Source organism: Actinoplanes sp. G11-F43, from assembly GCF_050589265.1.
GTDB lineage: Bacteria > Actinomycetota > Actinomycetes > Mycobacteriales > Micromonosporaceae > Actinoplanes.
In genome coordinates, this window is record NZ_JBNZCE010000003.1 from 261,546 (window position 1) to 278,441 (window position 16,896).

The window sequence follows — 16,896 nt, forward strand, 5'->3', positions numbered from 1 at the left end:
ACGTGTGACGCCCGGCCCCGCCCTGGCCGGTGAATCGGTCACCACCCGCATCGACCCGGCTCTCGCCCCCGAAGGCTACGTCCTCACCTGCGATCCGTCCGGCATCGAGCTGGTCGGCGGCTCCGCGGCCGGGGTCTTCTACGGGCGGCAGACGCTGCGGCAGCTGGGGCCGGACGTGCCGTGCGTGCGCGTCGAGGACTCACCCCGGTTCGCCTGGCGCGGCGTGATGCTCGACGTGGCACGGCACTTCATGCCGGTCCCGGACATCCTGCGGTTCATCGACCTGATCGCCTTCCACAAGCTCAACGTGCTGCATCTGCATCTCACCGACGATCAAGGCTGGCGGATCGAGGTGCCCGGGTGGCCACGGCTCACCTCGGTCGGCGCCTGGCGGCCGTCGACCATGCTCGGCGCCCGCGTCCACGAGATCTACGACGACCGTCCGCACGGGGGCTTCTACACCACCGAGGATCTGCGCTCGATCGTCGAGTTCGCGGCACGCCGCCATGTCACCGTGGTCCCCGAGGTGGACATGCCCGGCCACATGCAGGCCGCCATCGCGGCGTACCCCCGGCTCGGCAACGGTTTCGACGGCCCGGTCCGGACCGGCTGGGGCATCTCCCATCACGTGCTCAACCTGGCGCCGGAGACCCTCGACTTCTGCCGCCAGGTCCTCGACCACGTCTGTGACATCTTCCCGTCCGAGCTGATCGGCATCGGCGGTGACGAGTGCCCCACCGACGAGTGGCCCGGCGGCCGCGAACTCCAGACCGAGTTCACCGCCCGGATGGCCGACCACCTGGCCGGCCGGGGCCGCCGCCTGTACGGCTGGGACGAGATCCTGGCCGGCGGCGCCCCGGCCGGCGCGGTCGTGGCCGCCTGGCGCGGGGTGGAACCGGCCGAGGTCGCCATCCGCGCCGGCCACCAGGTGGTGTGCTGCCCCGACGTGAAGCTCTACCTCGACTACCGCCAGTCCGACGATCCCGGCGAGCCCTCACCGGTCGGCACACTGCTCACCCTGGAGGACGTCTACTCCTACGAGCCACCGGCCTCGCCGTTGGTGCTGGGCGCGCAGGCCAACATCTGGACCGAGCACATGGAGTCGTTGCGCCGCGTCGAATACATGGCGTTCCCCCGCCTGTGCGCCCTGGCCGAGGTGGTGTGGAGCCCGCCCGACCGGGACTTCGCCGACTTCTCCGCCCGCCTCCCCGGACACCTGACCCACCTGGACACCCTGGGCGTCAACTACCGCCCGCTGACCGGCCCCCGGCCGGAGGACGCCCGCCCCGGCGCCCCCGGCAACCCTCGAACCCTCCCCGACCGCCTGGCCGAACTGCACGAGATGACCGCGGACCTGCGGTGACCACCCGCCCGGCCCACCTCCCACCATCCCGCCCGAGCCACTCCCGCTCCACCAGACACCCCGGTCTCGACCAGGCCCGCCCCTAGCCCCGTCCCGCCCCTAGCCCCGTCCCGTCCCGCCCCCAGCCCTGTCCCGCGCCGTCCCGTCCCGTCCCGCGCCGTCCCTAGCCCTGCTCTGTCCCGTCCCGTTCTCGCCCCGTTCCTAACCCTGCTCTGTCCCGTTCTCGCCCCGTCCCGTTCTCGCTTCATTCGCTTCGGAAAGGCCACAGCGTGACCATCGACTGGCGTAGCAAGGGTTTCTGGCAGCCCGAGGGCACCTTTTCCGGGCCTGTCTCGTCCGGGCCTGTCTCGTCCGGGCCTGCCTCTTCCGGGCTCGGCATTTCCGGGGCCGGGGCCGGGGCCGGTCAGCTCGGCATCTTCGACGGCGGGTTCACCTGGCCGTTGATGGTGGTGCGCGGTACCGCGGTCGAGGCCAACATCGCCACGATGGCCGGGTATTGCCGGCGGCACGGCTTCGATTTCGCCCCGCACGCCAAGACCACGATGGCTCCCGCGCTCCTGACGGCCCAGTTGCGGGCCGGCGCGTGGGGGATGACCGTGGCCACACCCAACCAGGCTCTGGTGCTGAGACGGCTGGGTGTGGACCGAGTGCTGATCGCCAACCAGGTCCTCGACCCGACCGTGCTGCGCTGGCTGGCCGCCGAGACGGCCGCGGGCTGGGAGGTCTGGTTCCAGGTGGACTCGCCGGCCGGCGTGGAGGCGGCGGCCGCGACCGGCGGTCCACTTCGGGTCCTCGTCGAGTTGGGCCATCCCGGCGGCCGGACCGGAGTCCGCGATCTGGACCAGCTCGAAGCGGTGGCCCGCGCGGTAGCCGCCGCTCCGGGCGTGGAACTCTCCGGCGTGACCGGGTACGAGGGCCAACTCCAGAACCAGCCCGACGTGGACGCTTACCTGGACCGCCTGGTGGACGGCACCGCCCGTCTGGCCTCGGCCGGTCTCCTCCCGGCCCGGCCGATCGTCTCCGCCGGTGGGAGTGCCTGGTTCGACCGGGTCACCGATCGCCTGGCCCGGCTCGGTGTACCGGCCCAGCTCATCCTCCGCAGCGGCGCCTCGCTGACCCACGACGACGGTTTCTATCGTGAGCGGACCCCGTTCAACCGTGAGCCCGCGGAGGGCCCGCTCACCGCCGCGGTGGAGATCTGGGCCCAGGTGCTGTCGGCGCCCGAACCGGGGCTGGCGCTGGCCGGTATGGGCAAACGGGACGCCCCCTTCGACGAGGGCCTGCCGATCCCACAGGAGATCCGCCGCATCGACGGAACGCTGGAACCCGCCACCGGCCTGACCGTCACCAAACTGAACGACCACCACACCTACCTCGCCGTAGACGGCCTCACCCTCACCCCGGGCGATCTGATCCGTTTCGGCATCTCCCATCCGTGCACCGCCTTCGACAAGTGGCGCCAGATCCCGGTGGTCGATGACTCGCACCACGTGGTCGACGTCCTGCACACCCTCTTCTGACCAGCACCCGCCCTTCTGCCCTACTCCTTTCCACTGACGCCGTGACCGCTATTCCTGGATGCGGTCCGGAACGTGATCATGTGAGACTCCGGTCCGTGAAGACCCTGACACTCTGGCGGCCCACCGGCCCGGAGGAACTGGAACTGGTCCGTGCCTCCGGCTGGCGACGCTGGCCACCACGCCTGCCGGACCAGCCGATCTTCTACCCGGTACTCAACGAGGAGTACGCGGTGATGATCGCCCGGGACTGGAACGTCCCGGCCTCCGGCGTCGGCTACGTCACCCGCTTCGAGGTGGAGGCGGACTTCGCGGCCCGGTACCCCATTCGTCAAGCCGGTGGCGACACCATCCTCGAACTCTGGGTCCCCGCCGAGGAACTGGAGGACTTCAACGAGCACATCGTCGGCACCATCGAGGTGGTCCGCGAGTTCCGCTGAAGCCGGTGGGGCCCACCGATGTCGTACGGGCGACGGGTGAATCAGCGGGCCCCCGCCCGTACTGATGAAGGTCTTTCCCCTCGCGGGGGATAGTCGGCCGGATCGGTGCTGTTTACGGTGATTGAGCGCTGAACGAGCGCTTTCCGCCTCTGCGCCGCTGGAGTCCTTCATGTCGGTTTTCCGGGGAAACGCCAGCGAACCCACCACTCACCGTCCCGATATCGAAACCACTGATCCGTCGAGTGCGCCACCTCAGCCGGGTGCGCCACCTCAGCGTCACCCGGCCTCCCCCGTCCACGAGGCGTCTCCCGTTCACCCGGTCCTTCCGGGGCACCCGGCCCCTGGCGGCCACGCGGTCCCTGCCGGTCACCCGGCTCGCTCCGGGCATCGGGCCTCGCCTCGGAGCCCGGCACCCGCTTACTCCGATGGTCCGACCGAACCGCTCGGCATGCCCCGGCAATCCGCCTCGGAGCCACGGACCGCCACTGACGCCCGATATGTGCCCGCCGGTCACCCCACCCCCGTCACTGGGTTTCCGCCCGCCGGGCGTCCCGAGCCCGTACCCGGTTTCCCGACCAATGGTCACCCCGAGCCCGGCTCCGGTTTCCCGCCCGCCGGACGTCCCGTGCCCGTCCCCGGTTTCCCGACGGACAGCCGTCCCACGGCGGGCTCCAGGCTGGAGCCGGAATACCGTCCGGTCACCGACGGTGGGCCGTCGCCGGAGCACCGCCCGGCGGCCGGTATCGGCTCGTCGCGAGGCTGTCATCCGGCCGATGCCGGCTCGGAGCGGGCCTATCATCCGGCCGCCGATGCCGGCTTGGAGCAGGCCCATCACCCCGTCGCCGGCACCGGTCCGGTCCGGGGTCACCGCCTGGGCCCCGGCGCTTCTCCGGCGCCGGGGAAGCGTCCGATCGCCGATGCCGAACTGATCCCGCAAAGCCGTTCCGCCGCGGGTGCCGGGCTGACTCCGGAGGGTCATCCGGTCACGGACGCGATGTCGGCGGCGGCGGATGAGCGCTCCACTGACACCGCCGGATTCGTATCCGGCGATCGCTACGTCCCGGGTGCCGGGCCGGGCTTCGAGAGCCGGCCCGTCCTGGATGCCGACTCTGACCTCGAAAACGACACCGATCGCGGGGGACACGGATCCTCGGTTCGTGGCCGGCCCGCGTCCGGGAGGCGGACCAAGCGGCGGTCTGCGAGGCAGCCCGCGAAACGGTCCGAGGACATGGACGAACCCGGCGGCGTGGATCGGTCCGGGAGACCGCGCAGAAGTCGCCGCTTCGGGGTCGCCCTCGCGGTTCTGCTGAGCCTTGTCGCGCTGCTGGCCGCCGCGGGTTCCGGATTTCTCTCCTGGCGCACCCTCGAAACGGTCAAGGCGATCGTCCCGAGCCCGGCGGCCGCGATCGCACCGTCGGCCACGGCGACCGAACGTCCCCGCCCGCCGGACCCGGCCCGCTATCCGGTCGCCTACGCCAAGGAGCCGCTCCGTCTCGACCTGGTCTGTGCCGCTGTCGCTCATCTCGACCTCGACGAGCCGCGTGCCGAAGCGGCCGAGAACCTGGCCGATCTCAGATACGAGAGCCGCTGTGGCTCCGAAACGCCGAAACTGAGCCTCGGCGCCGGTGCCGCGGCGGCAAGCCGGCAGGTCAGCGGCGACACCGACGCTCCTGGTTGCGATCGGGCCGTCCGCACCAGCCCGCTCGGGCGCGGCCTGCAGACGGAGGTGAGGAAGGGGACGGCCCTCTGCGTCCTGACCGCGGCTGTACCGGCCGCACTGGTCCTCGTGGAGATCATCGACGTCGGCGGCTCCGGCACCGCCGGCCTGCGTGCCACTTCGTGGCAGGTACCGAAGTAGAGAGCGGTAACCGGCCCGTGGCACGCGGCGCGGGGCGCTCCTGACAGAATGTCGGGTGCGCCCCGCGAACTCTGTAAGGAGACGTTTCCGTGATCCGTACCCATGACGCCGGCACTCTGCGCGCGAGCGACGCCGGCACGACGGTGACGCTCGCCGGCTGGGTCGCGCGTCGGCGCGACCACGGCGGTGTCATCTTCGTCGACCTCCGTGACGCCTCGGGCGTCGTCCAGGTCGTCTTCCGCGAGGAGGACGCGCACGCGCTGCGCAACGAGTTCTGTGTCAAGGTCGTCGGCGAGGTCAACGCCCGCCCGGCCGGCAACGAGAACCCGGACCTGGCCACCGGCGGGATCGAGGTGGTCGCGAGTGAGCTGACCGTGCTGTCCGAGGCGGCCCCGCTGCCGCTGCCGGTCGACGACACGATCACCGCTTCCGACGACCTGCGCCTCAAGTACCGCTATCTCGACCTGCGCCGCTCCGGCCCGGCCAAGGCGCTGCGCCTGCGCAGCCGTGCCAACCAGATCGCCCGTGAGGTGCTGCACGCCCGGGACTTCAACGAGATCGAGACGCCGACGCTGACGCGCTCGACGCCGGAGGGCGCCCGCGACTTCCTGGTGCCGGTCCGCCTCCAGCCGGGCACCTGGTACGCCCTGCCCCAGTCGCCGCAGCTCTTCAAACAGCTCCTGATGGTCGCCGGGATGGAGCGTTACTACCAGATCGCGCGCTGCTACCGCGACGAGGACTTCCGCGCCGACCGCCAGCCGGAATTCACCCAGCTCGACATCGAGATGTCCTTCGTCACCCAGGACGACGTCATCGCGCTGGGCGAGGAGATCGTCTCCCGGCTGTGGAGCGAACTCGCCGACTACCAGGTCCAGCTGCCGATCCCGCGGATCACCTGGACCGACGCGATGAACCGTTACGGCTCGGACAAGCCCGACCTGCGGTACGGCGTCGAGCTGGTCGAGCTGACCGAATATCTCCGCGGCACCGCCTTCCGCGTCTTCGCCGGTGCGATCGACGCCGGCGGTTACGTGGGTGCGGTCGTCATGCCGGGCGGCGCCTCGCAGACCCGCAAGGAGCTCGACGGCTGGCAGGACTGGGCGAAGGCTCGTGGCGCCCGCGGTCTGGCCTACGTCGTCCTGGACGCCGAGACCGGTGAGCCGAAGGGCCCGGTCGCCAAGAACCTGTCGGCCGAGCACCTGTCGGGGCTGGCCGATGTCGTCGGTGCCAAGCCGGGTGACGCCGTCTTCTTCGCCGCGGCCACCGAGCGCCGCGAGGCGCAGGAACTGCTCGGCGCGGCCCGCATCGAGATCGCCAAGCGGGCTAACCTGATCGACGAGTCGTCCTGGGCCTTCTGCTGGGTGGTCGACGCGCCGATGTTCGAGAAGACCGACGAGGGCGGCTGGACCGCGGTCCACCACCCCTTCACCTCGCCGAACGACGAGTGGGTCGACAACTTCGAGACCGCGCCGGACAAGGCCCTCGCCTACGCCTACGACATCGTCGTCAACGGCAATGAGATCGGCGGCGGCTCGGTCCGTATCCACCGCGCCGACGTGCAGAGCCGGGTCTTCGACCTGCTCGGCATCACGCCGGAGGAGGCCGCTGACAAGTTCGGCTTCCTGCTGGAGGCCTTCAAGTACGGCCCGCCGCCGCACGCCGGCATCGCTCTCGGCTGGGACCGCACCTGCATGCTGCTCAGCGGCAACGAGTCGATCCGCGAGGTCATCGCCTTCCCGAAGACCCGTGGTGGCTTCGACCCGCTGACCACCGCACCGACCCCGATCACCGCGCAGCAGCGGCTCGAGGCCGGCATCGACGCCAAGCCGAAGGCCGCCGCGGGCACCCCCGGCACCGACGGGCAGGCCGCTCCGGTCCAGCACTCCAACTGATCGTCCGGTAGAACCGGCAGCCGGGAACATCCCGGCTGCCGGTTTTTTCATTTCTGCCGTGATCCGGCGCTGGTGGATCACGGAGCGCGCCGCGTGCGCACTGACTGACGTCGCTGTCATCCCAGAACCCCCGTTCCGTGTCGTGCTTGAGCGTGGCACCTCTGCGGCTTCCATGCAAAGAGATTATGCAAACAAGTTGTGCAGAGTAACTGTGCACAACTATCGTGGAAGCATGGTTGGCGAAGAGAAGACCGAGTTCGATGCGAGTGAGCGAACCGCCGAGCAACCAGCGGAAAACCCGCTGGGGTTGACATTCGTGCACCTCAGTGGCCGGCAGATCCAGATGCTCGCGCATCCTCTGCGGGTCCGGCTGCTGGGGCAGCTTCGGGCCGAGGGCCCGGCCACCGCCACGCATCTCGCCGAGGCGCTGACGACCAACAGCGGGGCGACCAGCTATCACCTTCGCCAACTCGCGGAGGCCGGCCTGGTGATGGAGGAGGAACGCGATGGGGGCGGCCGGCAGCGCTGGTGGCGTGCCGCTCATGACATGTCCAGTTGGCGGCGTGCCGACTACGAGGACGATCCCGACGCCATGGCTGCCGTCGAGTGGATGGAGACCCAGCAGGTCAACAGATTCGTCGAGACGGCTCGGGCCTGGTGGGACGCGCTGCCCGGCGAGCCGGCCGAGTGGCGGGATGCCGGCGGGATCTCCGACTACCTGCTGACCCTCGACCTGGAGCAGCTGCAGGCGCTGATGACCGAGGTGGGCGAGGTGATCGACCGGCATCGGGCGGAAGCACACGCCCATCCCCGGCCGGGTGCCCGGCCGATCGTTCTGTACGCCGCCGCGCTGCCGTCGATGGACGAGGCGGACGGCTACCACGCAGTCGACTGACCAGCGAGAGGTGGGTGTGAGAGATGACCGCGAGACAGGTCCGATTCCGTTACCTGACCCTGCTCGGGTTGCGCTGGCTCCCCGTGGGGCTGCTGATCCCGGTCTTCGTGCTGCTGGCGCTGGAGCGAGGGCTCGGTATCGCCGAGATCGGGTCGGTGGTGGCGATCCAGGGGATCGTCGTGCTTCTGCTGGAACTGCCGACCGGTGGATTCGCCGACGCGTTCGGCCGGCGGCCGGTGCTGTTGGTCGCCGGGCTGATCAACCTGATCGCGCTGGCACTGTTCCTGGTCGCCGATTCGGTGCTGTTGCTCGGGCTGTCCTATCTGCTGCAGGGGATCTACCGGGCTTTGGAGAGCGGGCCGCTGGAGTCCTGGTTCGTCGATCAGTCGCTGGCCGCGGATCCGGATGCCGACATCGAGGCCGGACTCAGCCAGGGCGGCACGGTCTCCAGCCTGGCGATCGCGGGTACCGCTCTGATCAGCGGCGGGCTGGTCTGGCTCGGTCCGATCGGCTTGGGGCCGTTGGGTGAGCTCAGCGCGCTGACCGTACCGGTGCTGGTCGCTCTGGTTCTCAGCCTTGCCGCCACTGTCGCCGTGGCGCTGCTGATGACCGAGGAGCGCCCGGCCAAGGGGAAGGCCGCGTTCGTCACCTCACTGCGTGGTGTTCCGGTGGCGGTCGTCTCCGCGTTGGCGCTGGCCCGCCGTTCACGGGTGGTGCTGGCGCTGATCTCGGTGGAGTTCCTGTGGAGCTTCGGCATGGTCACCTTCGAGCAGCTGATGCCGGTCCGGCTCAGCGAGGTCACCTCGATGGCGGGCGAGTTGACCGGCCCGGTCAGTTCGGCCGCGTGGGGAGCCGCGGCGGCGGGTTCGGCTCTCATCCCGTTGCTCACCCGCAAGCTCGGCGCCCGGTGGACCGGCTTCGCCCTGCGGATCGGGCAGGGACTGGCCGTCGCCGGGATGGGGCTGCTGGCCGGCCCGGCCGGGGTGATCGGGGCGTTCCTCATCTGCTACACGGTCCACGGCGCGTCCAACCCGGTCCATGCCGGGCTGCTGCACCGGCAGGTCGACGGGGAGTACCGCACGAGTCTGCTGTCCCTGAACTCGATGGTCGGGCAGCCGGGCTTCGCGCTCGGATCGATCGTGCTCACCGCGGTGGCCGCCCAGGCGGGCACCCCGGCCGCGATCGTCACCGGAGCGGTGGTGCTGGCCGTGGCCGCGCCGCTCTATCTCGTCAAGGCCCGGACAGGTTCGTCGGGGATGGAGTTTCGGGAGCAGCCCTCTCCGGGTACCAGCCTGTCACAGGCTCTCTGACCCCCGGAGGAATCGATGCTCGCCATCGCCGCAGCCGTCGTTTTCGGCATCTACCTGCTCGCTGATCTGCTCGACACGGACTTCGGTGCTCCCGACCTCTTCAACTTCGAGACCATGGGTTCTCTCGGTCTCCTGCTCCTCGCGCTGTACCTCGCGGGTGTCGGCAGCGGCCCGCGCGCGGGCGCGGGTTCGGGTTCCGGCCGCCGCTTCTACGGCCGCCGTCCCGGTCGCGGCTGACCTGAGCGGCCACCCGGCCGCCAGTCCTCCGGCCACTCCGGCCCGCCCTTCCCCCGGGGCGGGCCGGAGCCGTCTCCAAGGTCTGGAGCGGTATCCAGCGGAGGGCGGACTGAAGCCGCGTTCGAGATTCGGGGTGGTGTTCGGCACGGGGCGGACCGGAGTGGTGGCCAAGGTTCGGAGGTGTGTCGACGGCGGGGCCGGCCGGAGCCCGATCTCAAGGTCCGGAGACGCGTTCAGAGTGCCCTGCCGGATGCTCTGGGTGATCGACGACGGTCGGTGTCAGACACGCTCTGTAAGACTGTCGTGGCTGCTCGGGAGGGTTATCCACAGGCGGCAGGTGGCGTTTCGGATCGGGTCGGTCGGGCCGGTAGTGTCGGTTCTGATGGAAACGGATGGGCTCTTCTCCCTCGCGCCGCCGGACGAGCGGACCGCGGCACCGGACACCGCCGGTGCCGCCGGTTTCACGCGCTCCGCGGGCGCTGCCGGCTTCGAGCGTCCCGTGGGGGCCGCCGGTGCCGCCGGCTTCGGGCGTCCCGCCGGGGACTCACCGCTTCCGGTGCGGATGCGGCCCACCTCGCTCGACGAGTTGATCGGGCAGGAGCATCTGCTGGCGCCCGGAGCGCCGCTGCGTCAGCTCGTCACCGGCGCCAGCCCCATGTCGGTGATCCTGTGGGGACCGCCCGGCACCGGCAAGACCACCATCGCGCATCTGGTTGCCAACGCGACCGACCGCAAGTTCGTCGCGATGTCGGCACTCACCGCCGGGGTCAAGGACGTGCGCGCGGTCATCGACACCGCGCGGCGCGAGCGGCGATACGGCGGTCCACCGACCGTGCTGTTCATCGACGAGGTGCACCGGTTCAGCAAGACCCAGCAGGATTCACTGCTCGCGGCGGTGGAGGACCGGACGGTCACGCTGCTCGCGGCGACCACGGAGAACCCGTACTTCTCGGTCATCTCGCCCCTGCTCTCCCGCTGTGTGCTGCTGACCCTCCAGCCTCTCGACGAGGATGACGTCCGCCGTCTGATCCGGCGCGCCGTCACCGACGAGCGCGGGCTGGGCGGGGCGGTCACCCTCGCCGTGGAGGCCGAGGAGCATCTCGTCCGGCTGGCGTCGGGTGACGTACGCAAGGCTCTCACCGCTCTTGAGGCCGCCGCCGGGTCGGCGCTGGCCCAGGACGCCTCCGAGATCGACCTCGCCACCGCGGAGAAGGCGGTCGACGTGGCGGCGGTTCGTTACGACCGTGACGGCGACGCGCACTACGACGTGATCAGCGCGTTCATCAAGAGCATGCGCGGTAGTGATCCTGACGCGGCGCTGCACTACCTGGCTCGCATGCTGGTCGCCGGTGAGGACCCGCGGTTCATCGCCCGGCGGATCGTCATCTTCGCCAGCGAGGACATCGGCATGGCCGACTCGCAGGCGTTGCTGGTCGCGACCGCGGCCGCCCAGGCGGTGCAGAATGTCGGGTTGCCCGAGGCCGGACTGAATCTGGCCCATGCGGTGGTGCATCTGGCCACCGCACCCAAGTCGAACAGTGTCACCACCGCCCTCGGTGAGGCGATGGCCGACGTGCGAGCCGGCCGGGGCGGTCCGGTTCCGGCGCATCTGCGGGACGGGCATTACCCGGGTTCGCGGGGGCTCGGGCACGGTGTCGGCTATCGGTACCCCCATGACGACTCCCGCGGTGTGGTCCGCCAGCAGTATGTTCCCGACGATCTGGTCGGTACCGACTACTATCGCCCGACTGATCATGGTGCCGAGCGTGCGGTGGCCGAGCGTGTGCCGAGGCTGCGGCGGATCGTGCGGGGCCTCGGTCCGGGGGCGGGCCGCCCGGCGGGTGACCCACGGGCGGCAGGCGGTTCACGAGAGAGCGGTGCGAGCGATGGCACGGCCCGCGGTTCACATGGGGCCAGTGCGAGCGATGGCACGGCCCGTGGATCGCAAGGAATCAGTGCGAGCGGCGGCCCGGCCCGAGGTTCGCAAGGAGGTAGCGCGAGCGATGGCACGGCTTCCGGCTCGCAAGAGGGCGGTGTGGTCAGTGGTTCGCGGGGTGAGGGCGTAGGCGGTGGTGCGTCCGGGGAGCCGGGAGCGACGTCCGGCGCCGTGGACGGTGGGGGTAAGACGTCCGGTGAGACTGAGCGTGAACCGAAGTCGGGCATATCGGGCGTGGGTGCACCGGTTGCTGCCGTCACTCGTGGTGACGCACCAAGCGACGACGTGATTCACGTTACTTCGGGTGGTTCAGGAATCGCCGATGGTGATCATCCGAGTGGATCTTTTGAGACTGATGAGAAAGCGGATTCCGGGGCGCTGAGCAGCGCACTCGCCGATTCGGAGCCGGCCTCGGGCCGCCCGGCGGGTGGTGAATCAGCCTCGGATGAGTCACAGTTTTTGACGGACCCGACGTCCGGGAACACGAACGCGACTCCGTTGCGTCACGAAACCGTGGCGGGTGGTGTTGAAGTCGCTGGCCGGGATTCGGCGGCCGGTTCGCCGGGCGAGGGCACGACGACAGTGAACGAGACAGCGGGAGAGGAACCGGCTGTGACCGAAACAGCCGGGGCCGAGCCGGCCGATGACAGGCCGGCCAGACGGAGACCGGGCAGAGCGGCGGCTGGGCGGAGCCGGCGCGCGGGTGGTACCGGAAGCGTTGATGAGAGCGGCGACAGTGCCGGGAAGGAACAGCGGTGACAGGGCGGAGTGCCGATCGGCCCGACGACGACGCGGGTCCGCGCGAGGAGCAGGGCGGTAAGATCCGCCGTCGCTTCGGGCGTGGAGGTCGTGCCGAGCAGCCGGCCGTTCCCCAGGAGGTCTCCGGCGAGGAGACCGGCTGGCTCGACGACCTGCGGACGGCCAAGCAGGATCGCGGTGCGATCGGACCGGGGACCTTCCCCGGAGAGGCGCGGACCAGTAAGTCCGGGCGGATGGCGCCTGGGCCGGACGACATTCCGGATGACGACTTCGCGTTCCCCGGTGGGCTGGACGACGAGCCCGTGGCCGCCGAGGCGGACGGCTCCGACGCCCGGCCGAACCCGGCACAGCGTCCGGGACCGGCGGGTCCCGGTGCGGCTCCGGCCGGGCCGATGCCGCTGGGCCTGGCAGGCGCGCCGGTCAACCCGGGAGCCCCCGGTCAGCGTCCCGGTCCCGGTGGTCCGGGCCCACACCCGGGAGCGGGACCGGCGGTTCCGGTTTCACCCGGTGCCGGTCAGCGCGGGGCAGCCGGGGCGCCCGGTCAGGTTCCGCCGGGGCAGCGTTCCGCGGCGATCCCCCCGGGGCAGATCCCGCCGGGTGCGGTCGCGCCCGGCCAGATGGCCCCCGGCCCGGTCGCGCCGGGCCAGGCTCCTCCCGGTGGTGTCCCGGCCGGTCAGATGCCTCCCGGTCAGGGCCAGTTCGATCAACGAGGGCGGCGGGGTCCGGGCGGTCAGCGTCCGCCCATGGGCCAGATGCCGCAGCAGGGTCAGGGTGCCCCCGGTCAGATGCCGCCCGGCCCTGGCCAGATGCAGCAGGGGCCGGGTGGCCCCGGTCAGATGCCGTTCGGCGGTCCGGGTCCGATGCGGCAGGGGGCGGGCGTTCCCGGTCAGATGGCCCCGGGCCAGGCCGTGCCGGGTCAGGACCGTCCGGGCCAGCCGGTGCCGGGCCGGCCCGGTCAGATGCCGGCCGGTCAGATGCCTCCGGGCCAGAACGGGCCTGGTCAGATGCAGCCGGGCACGGGTGGTCCCGGTCAGATGGCCCCCGGCCAGGGCGGTCCCGGTCAGCTGCCGCAAGGCGGGCCGCAGGGGATGCCGCCGGGAGCCGTTCCCGGTCAGATGCCGCCGGGCGCTCGGCGGGGAGGCCCGCCGGGAGGTCGTGCCCAGGCCGGCCAGGAGCCGGGAGGTGGGCGTCGCCAGATCGACGCGGACCCGTCCGGGCAGATGTTCCCCGGACAGAACCCCACCGGTGGTACGGCCGTCCCGCTCTCCGGCAACGCCCCGGAGATCCCGGTGCCCCGTCCCGGGCAGCCCCCCGCCCGTGGTGCCGCCCCCGGAGTCCGTCCGGTGTCGCCGGGTCAGCGCCCGGCGGGTCCCGGCATCCGGCCGACCTCACCGGCGGGTCCCGCACGGGACCGTTTCCGCCCCGCGGACCCGGTCTCCGGCGGTCCTGACGCCGTGCACCGTTCCGGCCCTATCCCGGGTCCCGATGCCGTGCACCGTTCCGGCCCGATTCCCAGCCCTGATGCCGTACACCGGTCCGGTCCGATTCCGGCGCCGGGCGGCTTCGACGAGGTCCACAGCTCCGGGCCGATCCCGAATGTTTACGACGCTGTCCACCAGTCGGGGCCGATCCCGAGTGGCTACGACGCCGTGCACCAGTCCGGGCCGATTCCGAACGCCTATGACGCCGTGCACCAGTCCGGTGCCATTCCGAACGGCTACGAGCAGGGGCGTGGTGCGTCGGGCACCTATGGCTCCGCGGCGCCGGTGTCGCCGGGCGACGATCGATCCGGCCGGGTACGGAACCGCCGGGCGCGAGCCGACGAGGGCGGACCGGAGGAACTGGCCGGGCGTCACGGGCGGTCCGGTCCGGACGGTGACTACGGCCATCGACCGGTCTCCGGCGCGCCGGGTGACGAACGGGCCGGCCGTCACGGTGGTACGGGATGGGCCGGCACCGGCACCGGTTCGCACGCTTTCCCGCGTACCGGCGGTGAGACCGGTTCACACGCTTTCGTCCAGACCGGCACGGACACCGGCTCGCACGGGTTCGTGCAGCCGGGTGGCGAGACCGGAACCCACGGCAACATCCGCCGCGGGGGCGAGCCGGAGTCCGGCGAACCACGCCCGACCGGTGAGTCGCGCCGCCGTCGGAACGCGCGTCGTGGCGAGGATCCCGACGAGCCGGAGATCGGCGGTTTCACCGGTACGCCGGACGTCCCCGGCCCACGTCGGATCGGCCCGGGTGACGGGCGTCCGGTGCGAGCGGCTGCCGCGGTCCCGCCGGTCGTGCCGGGGAGGCAGGGTGCCCGTACCCCGGTGGTTCCCGGTCGTGCCGGAGCCATGGCCGACAGTACCTCCGGGGTGATCCAGCGTCCCGGAACCGGGCGTGTCCAGCGCGGACCGGGTGTGCCGCCGCAGGCGGGCGAGGACCGTGCGCCCACCGGTGGTGTCCAGGTTCCGGAACAGGCCGGTCCCGGCCGCCGGTCCCGCGCGGAGACCCCTGGTGGTCCGCAGGGCGCCGCGCCGTTCCCGGCCGGGGGAGAAGAACAGACCGGACGGCACGGCGGTGTACGGCCGGACGGCCCCGCCGCGGCCCGGGCCGGTGCACCGGTTCCGCCTCCAGGAAACGGCCCGGCACAGGCGATGGGTGCCGGCCGCGCCGTGGTCGGCCAGCCCGGCCCCGGCGGTATGCCACCCAACGGCCCCGGTGGCATGCCACCCAACGGCCCGGGCGGTATGCCGCCCGGTGGACCGGCGCGTGGTGGCGCTCAGATCCCAGGGCACGGGCCGGTGCGCGGTGGCGCGGCGGTACCCGGTCACGGCCCGGACGACGGCAACCCGGCAGCGATGGGACCGGCTGTCCCCGGCCGGGCTCGCCCCGGACACGGTTCCCTGGGCCCGGACGGCATGCCCGGTCCGGACGGTGGCACCGGCGCCGTCTCTCGGCACGGTGTACCGGGCGCGGATGCCGGAACCGGCCCGATGTCACGGCACGGCATGCCCGGCCCGGACGGTACCGGCGCGGTCTCGCGGCACGGCCGGCCCGGCCCGGACGGCAGTCCCACCGGATACGGCGATGGTGATGGCGGTACCGGTGCGGTGTCGCGGCACGGACGACTCGGTCCGGACGGTGGGTCGGCCGGATATGGCGATGGTGACGGTGGTACCGGTGCGGTGTCGCGGCACGGACGGCCCGGTCCGGAAGGCGGTCTGACGGGCTACGGCGACGGTGACGACGGCACCGGTGTGGTGTCGCGGCGCGGGCGGCCGGGACCGGACGGTGGCCCGGCTGGTTACGGTGATGGCGATGGTGGCACCGGTGTGGTGTCGCGTCGTGGGCGGCCGGGACCGGACGGTGGTACGGGTGCGGTGTCGCGTCATGGCCGGCCCGAATCGGACGGCTACTCGGACGGCGACGGAGGCACCGCCTCGGTGTCGCGGCGTGGAGTGTCCGGCCCGGACGGTACGGGTGCGGTGTCGCGCCATGGCCGGCCCGGCCCGGACGGTGGTCCGCTGGGTGACGGGGACGGCGGCACCGGAGCCGTGTCACGTCACGGCAGGCCGGGTCCGGACGGCGGTCCGGTGGGTTATGCCGGTATGGACGGTGGTACCGGCGCGGTCTCGCGTCATGGCAGGCCCGGTCCGGACAGCGACGCCACCGGGATGGCCGGTAACGGGATGGCCGGTAACGGCATCGCTGGTAACGGCATGGCCGGGCCGGACGGCGGGCACACCGGTGCGCGGCGTCGTGGGCCGGGACATCGTGGGGCTGGTCCCGGTGGTGGACCGTCGGGGCTTCCGCCCCGGCCGGGAGGCCCCGACGGGCCGTCCCGGGCGATGGGTGGCGCGTCTGTGCCGGGACAGGGTCCGGACGGGCCGTCCCGGGCGATGGGTGGTGCCGTGGTGCCCGGCCGGGCCGGTATGGGACCGGACGGCTCACCGCAGGGCATGCGAGGTGACGGGCGGGCCATGGGCGGTGCCCAGGTTCCCGGGCAGGGTCCGGACGGGCCGTCGAGAGCGATGGGCGGTGCCCAGGTTCCCGGGCAGGGCCCCGACGGGCCGTCGCGGGCGATGGGCGGTGCCGCTGTGCCCGGACGTGGCCCGCTGGGACCGGACGGCGCGGGTCGGCCGATGGGCCCCGGCCCGCGTGACGGCATGGGCCCGGCAGGCATGGGCCCGGACGGATCCGGTTCGTATGACGACAGAGGCGGGCCTGGTCCCCGGAACGGGATGGGCCCGGGGCCGCGCGACGGGTGGGGGCCTGGCGGTCCGAGAGACTCTGGTCCGCGTGACGAGCGAGGATACGACGATCCGGAGGATCCCGGCCCGTATGACGGCATGGGACCTGGTGGTCCCGGCCCGCGTGACGGTGGCCCCGGCCCGCGCGGCGGAGGTCCCGGCGGTCCGGGTCCACGAGGTGGCGGTCCCGGCGCGGGGATGGGTTCGGGTGGCCCCGGCCCGCGTGACGGTATGGGCGGCGGGCCGGTTCGGGGTGGTGCGGCCGTTCCCGGCCGGGCAGCGGTAGGGCCCGACGGTGGCCATGGGCAGATGGCGGGTCCGGGTGGGGCCGCCATGGGTTCGGCGCCCGCCGGGGAACTCCCGGCCGGACCCGGGCCGGCAGGCGCGGCTTCGGCCGGTTCCGCCTCGGTGGGTTCCGCTTCAGTGGGTGCCGCGTCGGTGGGTGCCG

Annotated in this window: 11 protein-coding genes and 1 pseudogene; 10 read left to right on the forward strand and 2 right to left on the reverse strand. The window is 72.1% G+C overall.

Annotated features, from left to right (window positions below; genetic code table 11):
- The first annotated feature begins 4 nt into the window (after positions 1–4).
- From ACQ0O7_RS03110 to ACQ0O7_RS03150, 9 genes and pseudogenes are all read left to right on the forward strand, one after another.
- Positions 5–1,363, forward strand: a complete 1,359-nt coding sequence (locus ACQ0O7_RS03110) for a beta-N-acetylhexosaminidase (RefSeq protein ID WP_430780195.1) — start codon at positions 5–7, stop codon at positions 1,361–1,363.
- 269 nt (positions 1,364–1,632) lie between these two features.
- Positions 1,633–2,883: an alanine racemase gene (locus ACQ0O7_RS03115; protein WP_430780196.1), complete on the forward strand. Its 1,251-nt coding sequence runs from the start codon at positions 1,633–1,635 to the stop codon at positions 2,881–2,883.
- Positions 2,884–2,978: 95 nt separating this feature from the next.
- Positions 2,979–3,320: a hypothetical protein gene (locus tag ACQ0O7_RS03120; protein WP_430780197.1), complete on the forward strand. Its 342-nt coding sequence runs from the start codon at positions 2,979–2,981 to the stop codon at positions 3,318–3,320.
- Positions 3,321–4,548: 1,228 nt separating this feature from the next.
- Positions 4,549–5,178, forward strand: a complete 630-nt coding sequence (locus ACQ0O7_RS03125) for a hypothetical protein (RefSeq protein ID WP_430780198.1) — start codon at positions 4,549–4,551, stop codon at positions 5,176–5,178.
- 89 nt (positions 5,179–5,267) lie between these two features.
- Positions 5,268–7,070, forward strand: a complete 1,803-nt coding sequence (gene aspS, locus ACQ0O7_RS03130) for an aspartate--tRNA ligase (RefSeq protein WP_430780199.1) — start codon at positions 5,268–5,270, stop codon at positions 7,068–7,070.
- 343 nt (positions 7,071–7,413) lie between these two features.
- Positions 7,414–7,965: an ArsR/SmtB family transcription factor gene (locus tag ACQ0O7_RS03135; protein WP_430780333.1), complete on the forward strand. Its 552-nt coding sequence runs from the start codon at positions 7,414–7,416 to the stop codon at positions 7,963–7,965.
- 23 nt (positions 7,966–7,988) lie between these two features.
- Positions 7,989–9,275, forward strand: a complete 1,287-nt coding sequence (locus tag ACQ0O7_RS03140; protein ID WP_430780200.1) for an MFS transporter — start codon at positions 7,989–7,991, stop codon at positions 9,273–9,275.
- A 15-nt stretch (positions 9,276–9,290) separates the two neighbouring features.
- Positions 9,291–9,512 (forward strand): hypothetical protein, encoded by a 222-nt coding sequence (locus tag ACQ0O7_RS03145; protein ID WP_430780201.1) that lies wholly within the window; start codon positions 9,291–9,293, stop codon positions 9,510–9,512.
- A 382-nt stretch (positions 9,513–9,894) separates the two neighbouring features.
- Positions 9,895–11,460, forward strand: a pseudogene (locus tag ACQ0O7_RS03150) (replication-associated recombination protein A); the annotation flags it as partial.
- Between the two features lie 1,247 nt (positions 11,461–12,707).
- On the opposite strand, the gene ACQ0O7_RS03155 reads toward ACQ0O7_RS03150, so the two are convergent.
- Complete coding sequence (locus ACQ0O7_RS03155; RefSeq protein WP_430780202.1) at positions 12,708–13,280, reverse strand: hypothetical protein; 573 nt, start codon at positions 13,278–13,280, stop codon at positions 12,708–12,710.
- Between the two features lie 930 nt (positions 13,281–14,210).
- Positions 14,211–14,771: a hypothetical protein gene (locus tag ACQ0O7_RS03160; RefSeq protein ID WP_430780203.1), complete on the reverse strand. Its 561-nt coding sequence runs from the start codon at positions 14,769–14,771 to the stop codon at positions 14,211–14,213.
- A 1,768-nt stretch (positions 14,772–16,539) separates the two neighbouring features.
- Here ACQ0O7_RS03160 and ACQ0O7_RS03165 point away from each other — a divergent pair.
- The gene (locus ACQ0O7_RS03165) at positions 16,540–16,734 is read left to right on the forward strand and encodes a hypothetical protein (protein WP_430780204.1); all 195 of its coding nucleotides are present in this window, start codon (positions 16,540–16,542) and stop codon (positions 16,732–16,734) included.
- Positions 16,735–16,896 lie beyond the last annotated feature (162 nt).

Excerpts from the sequence above, each read along its gene's own strand:
- ACQ0O7_RS03125 (WP_430780198.1), top strand. The coding sequence starts at position 4,549 with ATGGACGAACCCGGCGGCGTGGATCGGTCCGGGAGACCGCGCAGAAGT.
- ACQ0O7_RS03140 (WP_430780200.1), top strand. The coding sequence starts at position 7,989 with ATGACCGCGAGACAGGTCCGATTCCGTTACCTGACCCTGCTCGGGTTG.
- ACQ0O7_RS03145 (WP_430780201.1), top strand. The coding sequence starts at position 9,291 with ATGCTCGCCATCGCCGCAGCCGTCGTTTTCGGCATCTACCTGCTCGCT.
- ACQ0O7_RS03135 (WP_430780333.1), top strand. The coding sequence starts at position 7,414 with ATGCTCGCGCATCCTCTGCGGGTCCGGCTGCTGGGGCAGCTTCGGGCC.
- ACQ0O7_RS03165 (WP_430780204.1), top strand. The coding sequence starts at position 16,540 with ATGACGGCATGGGACCTGGTGGTCCCGGCCCGCGTGACGGTGGCCCCG.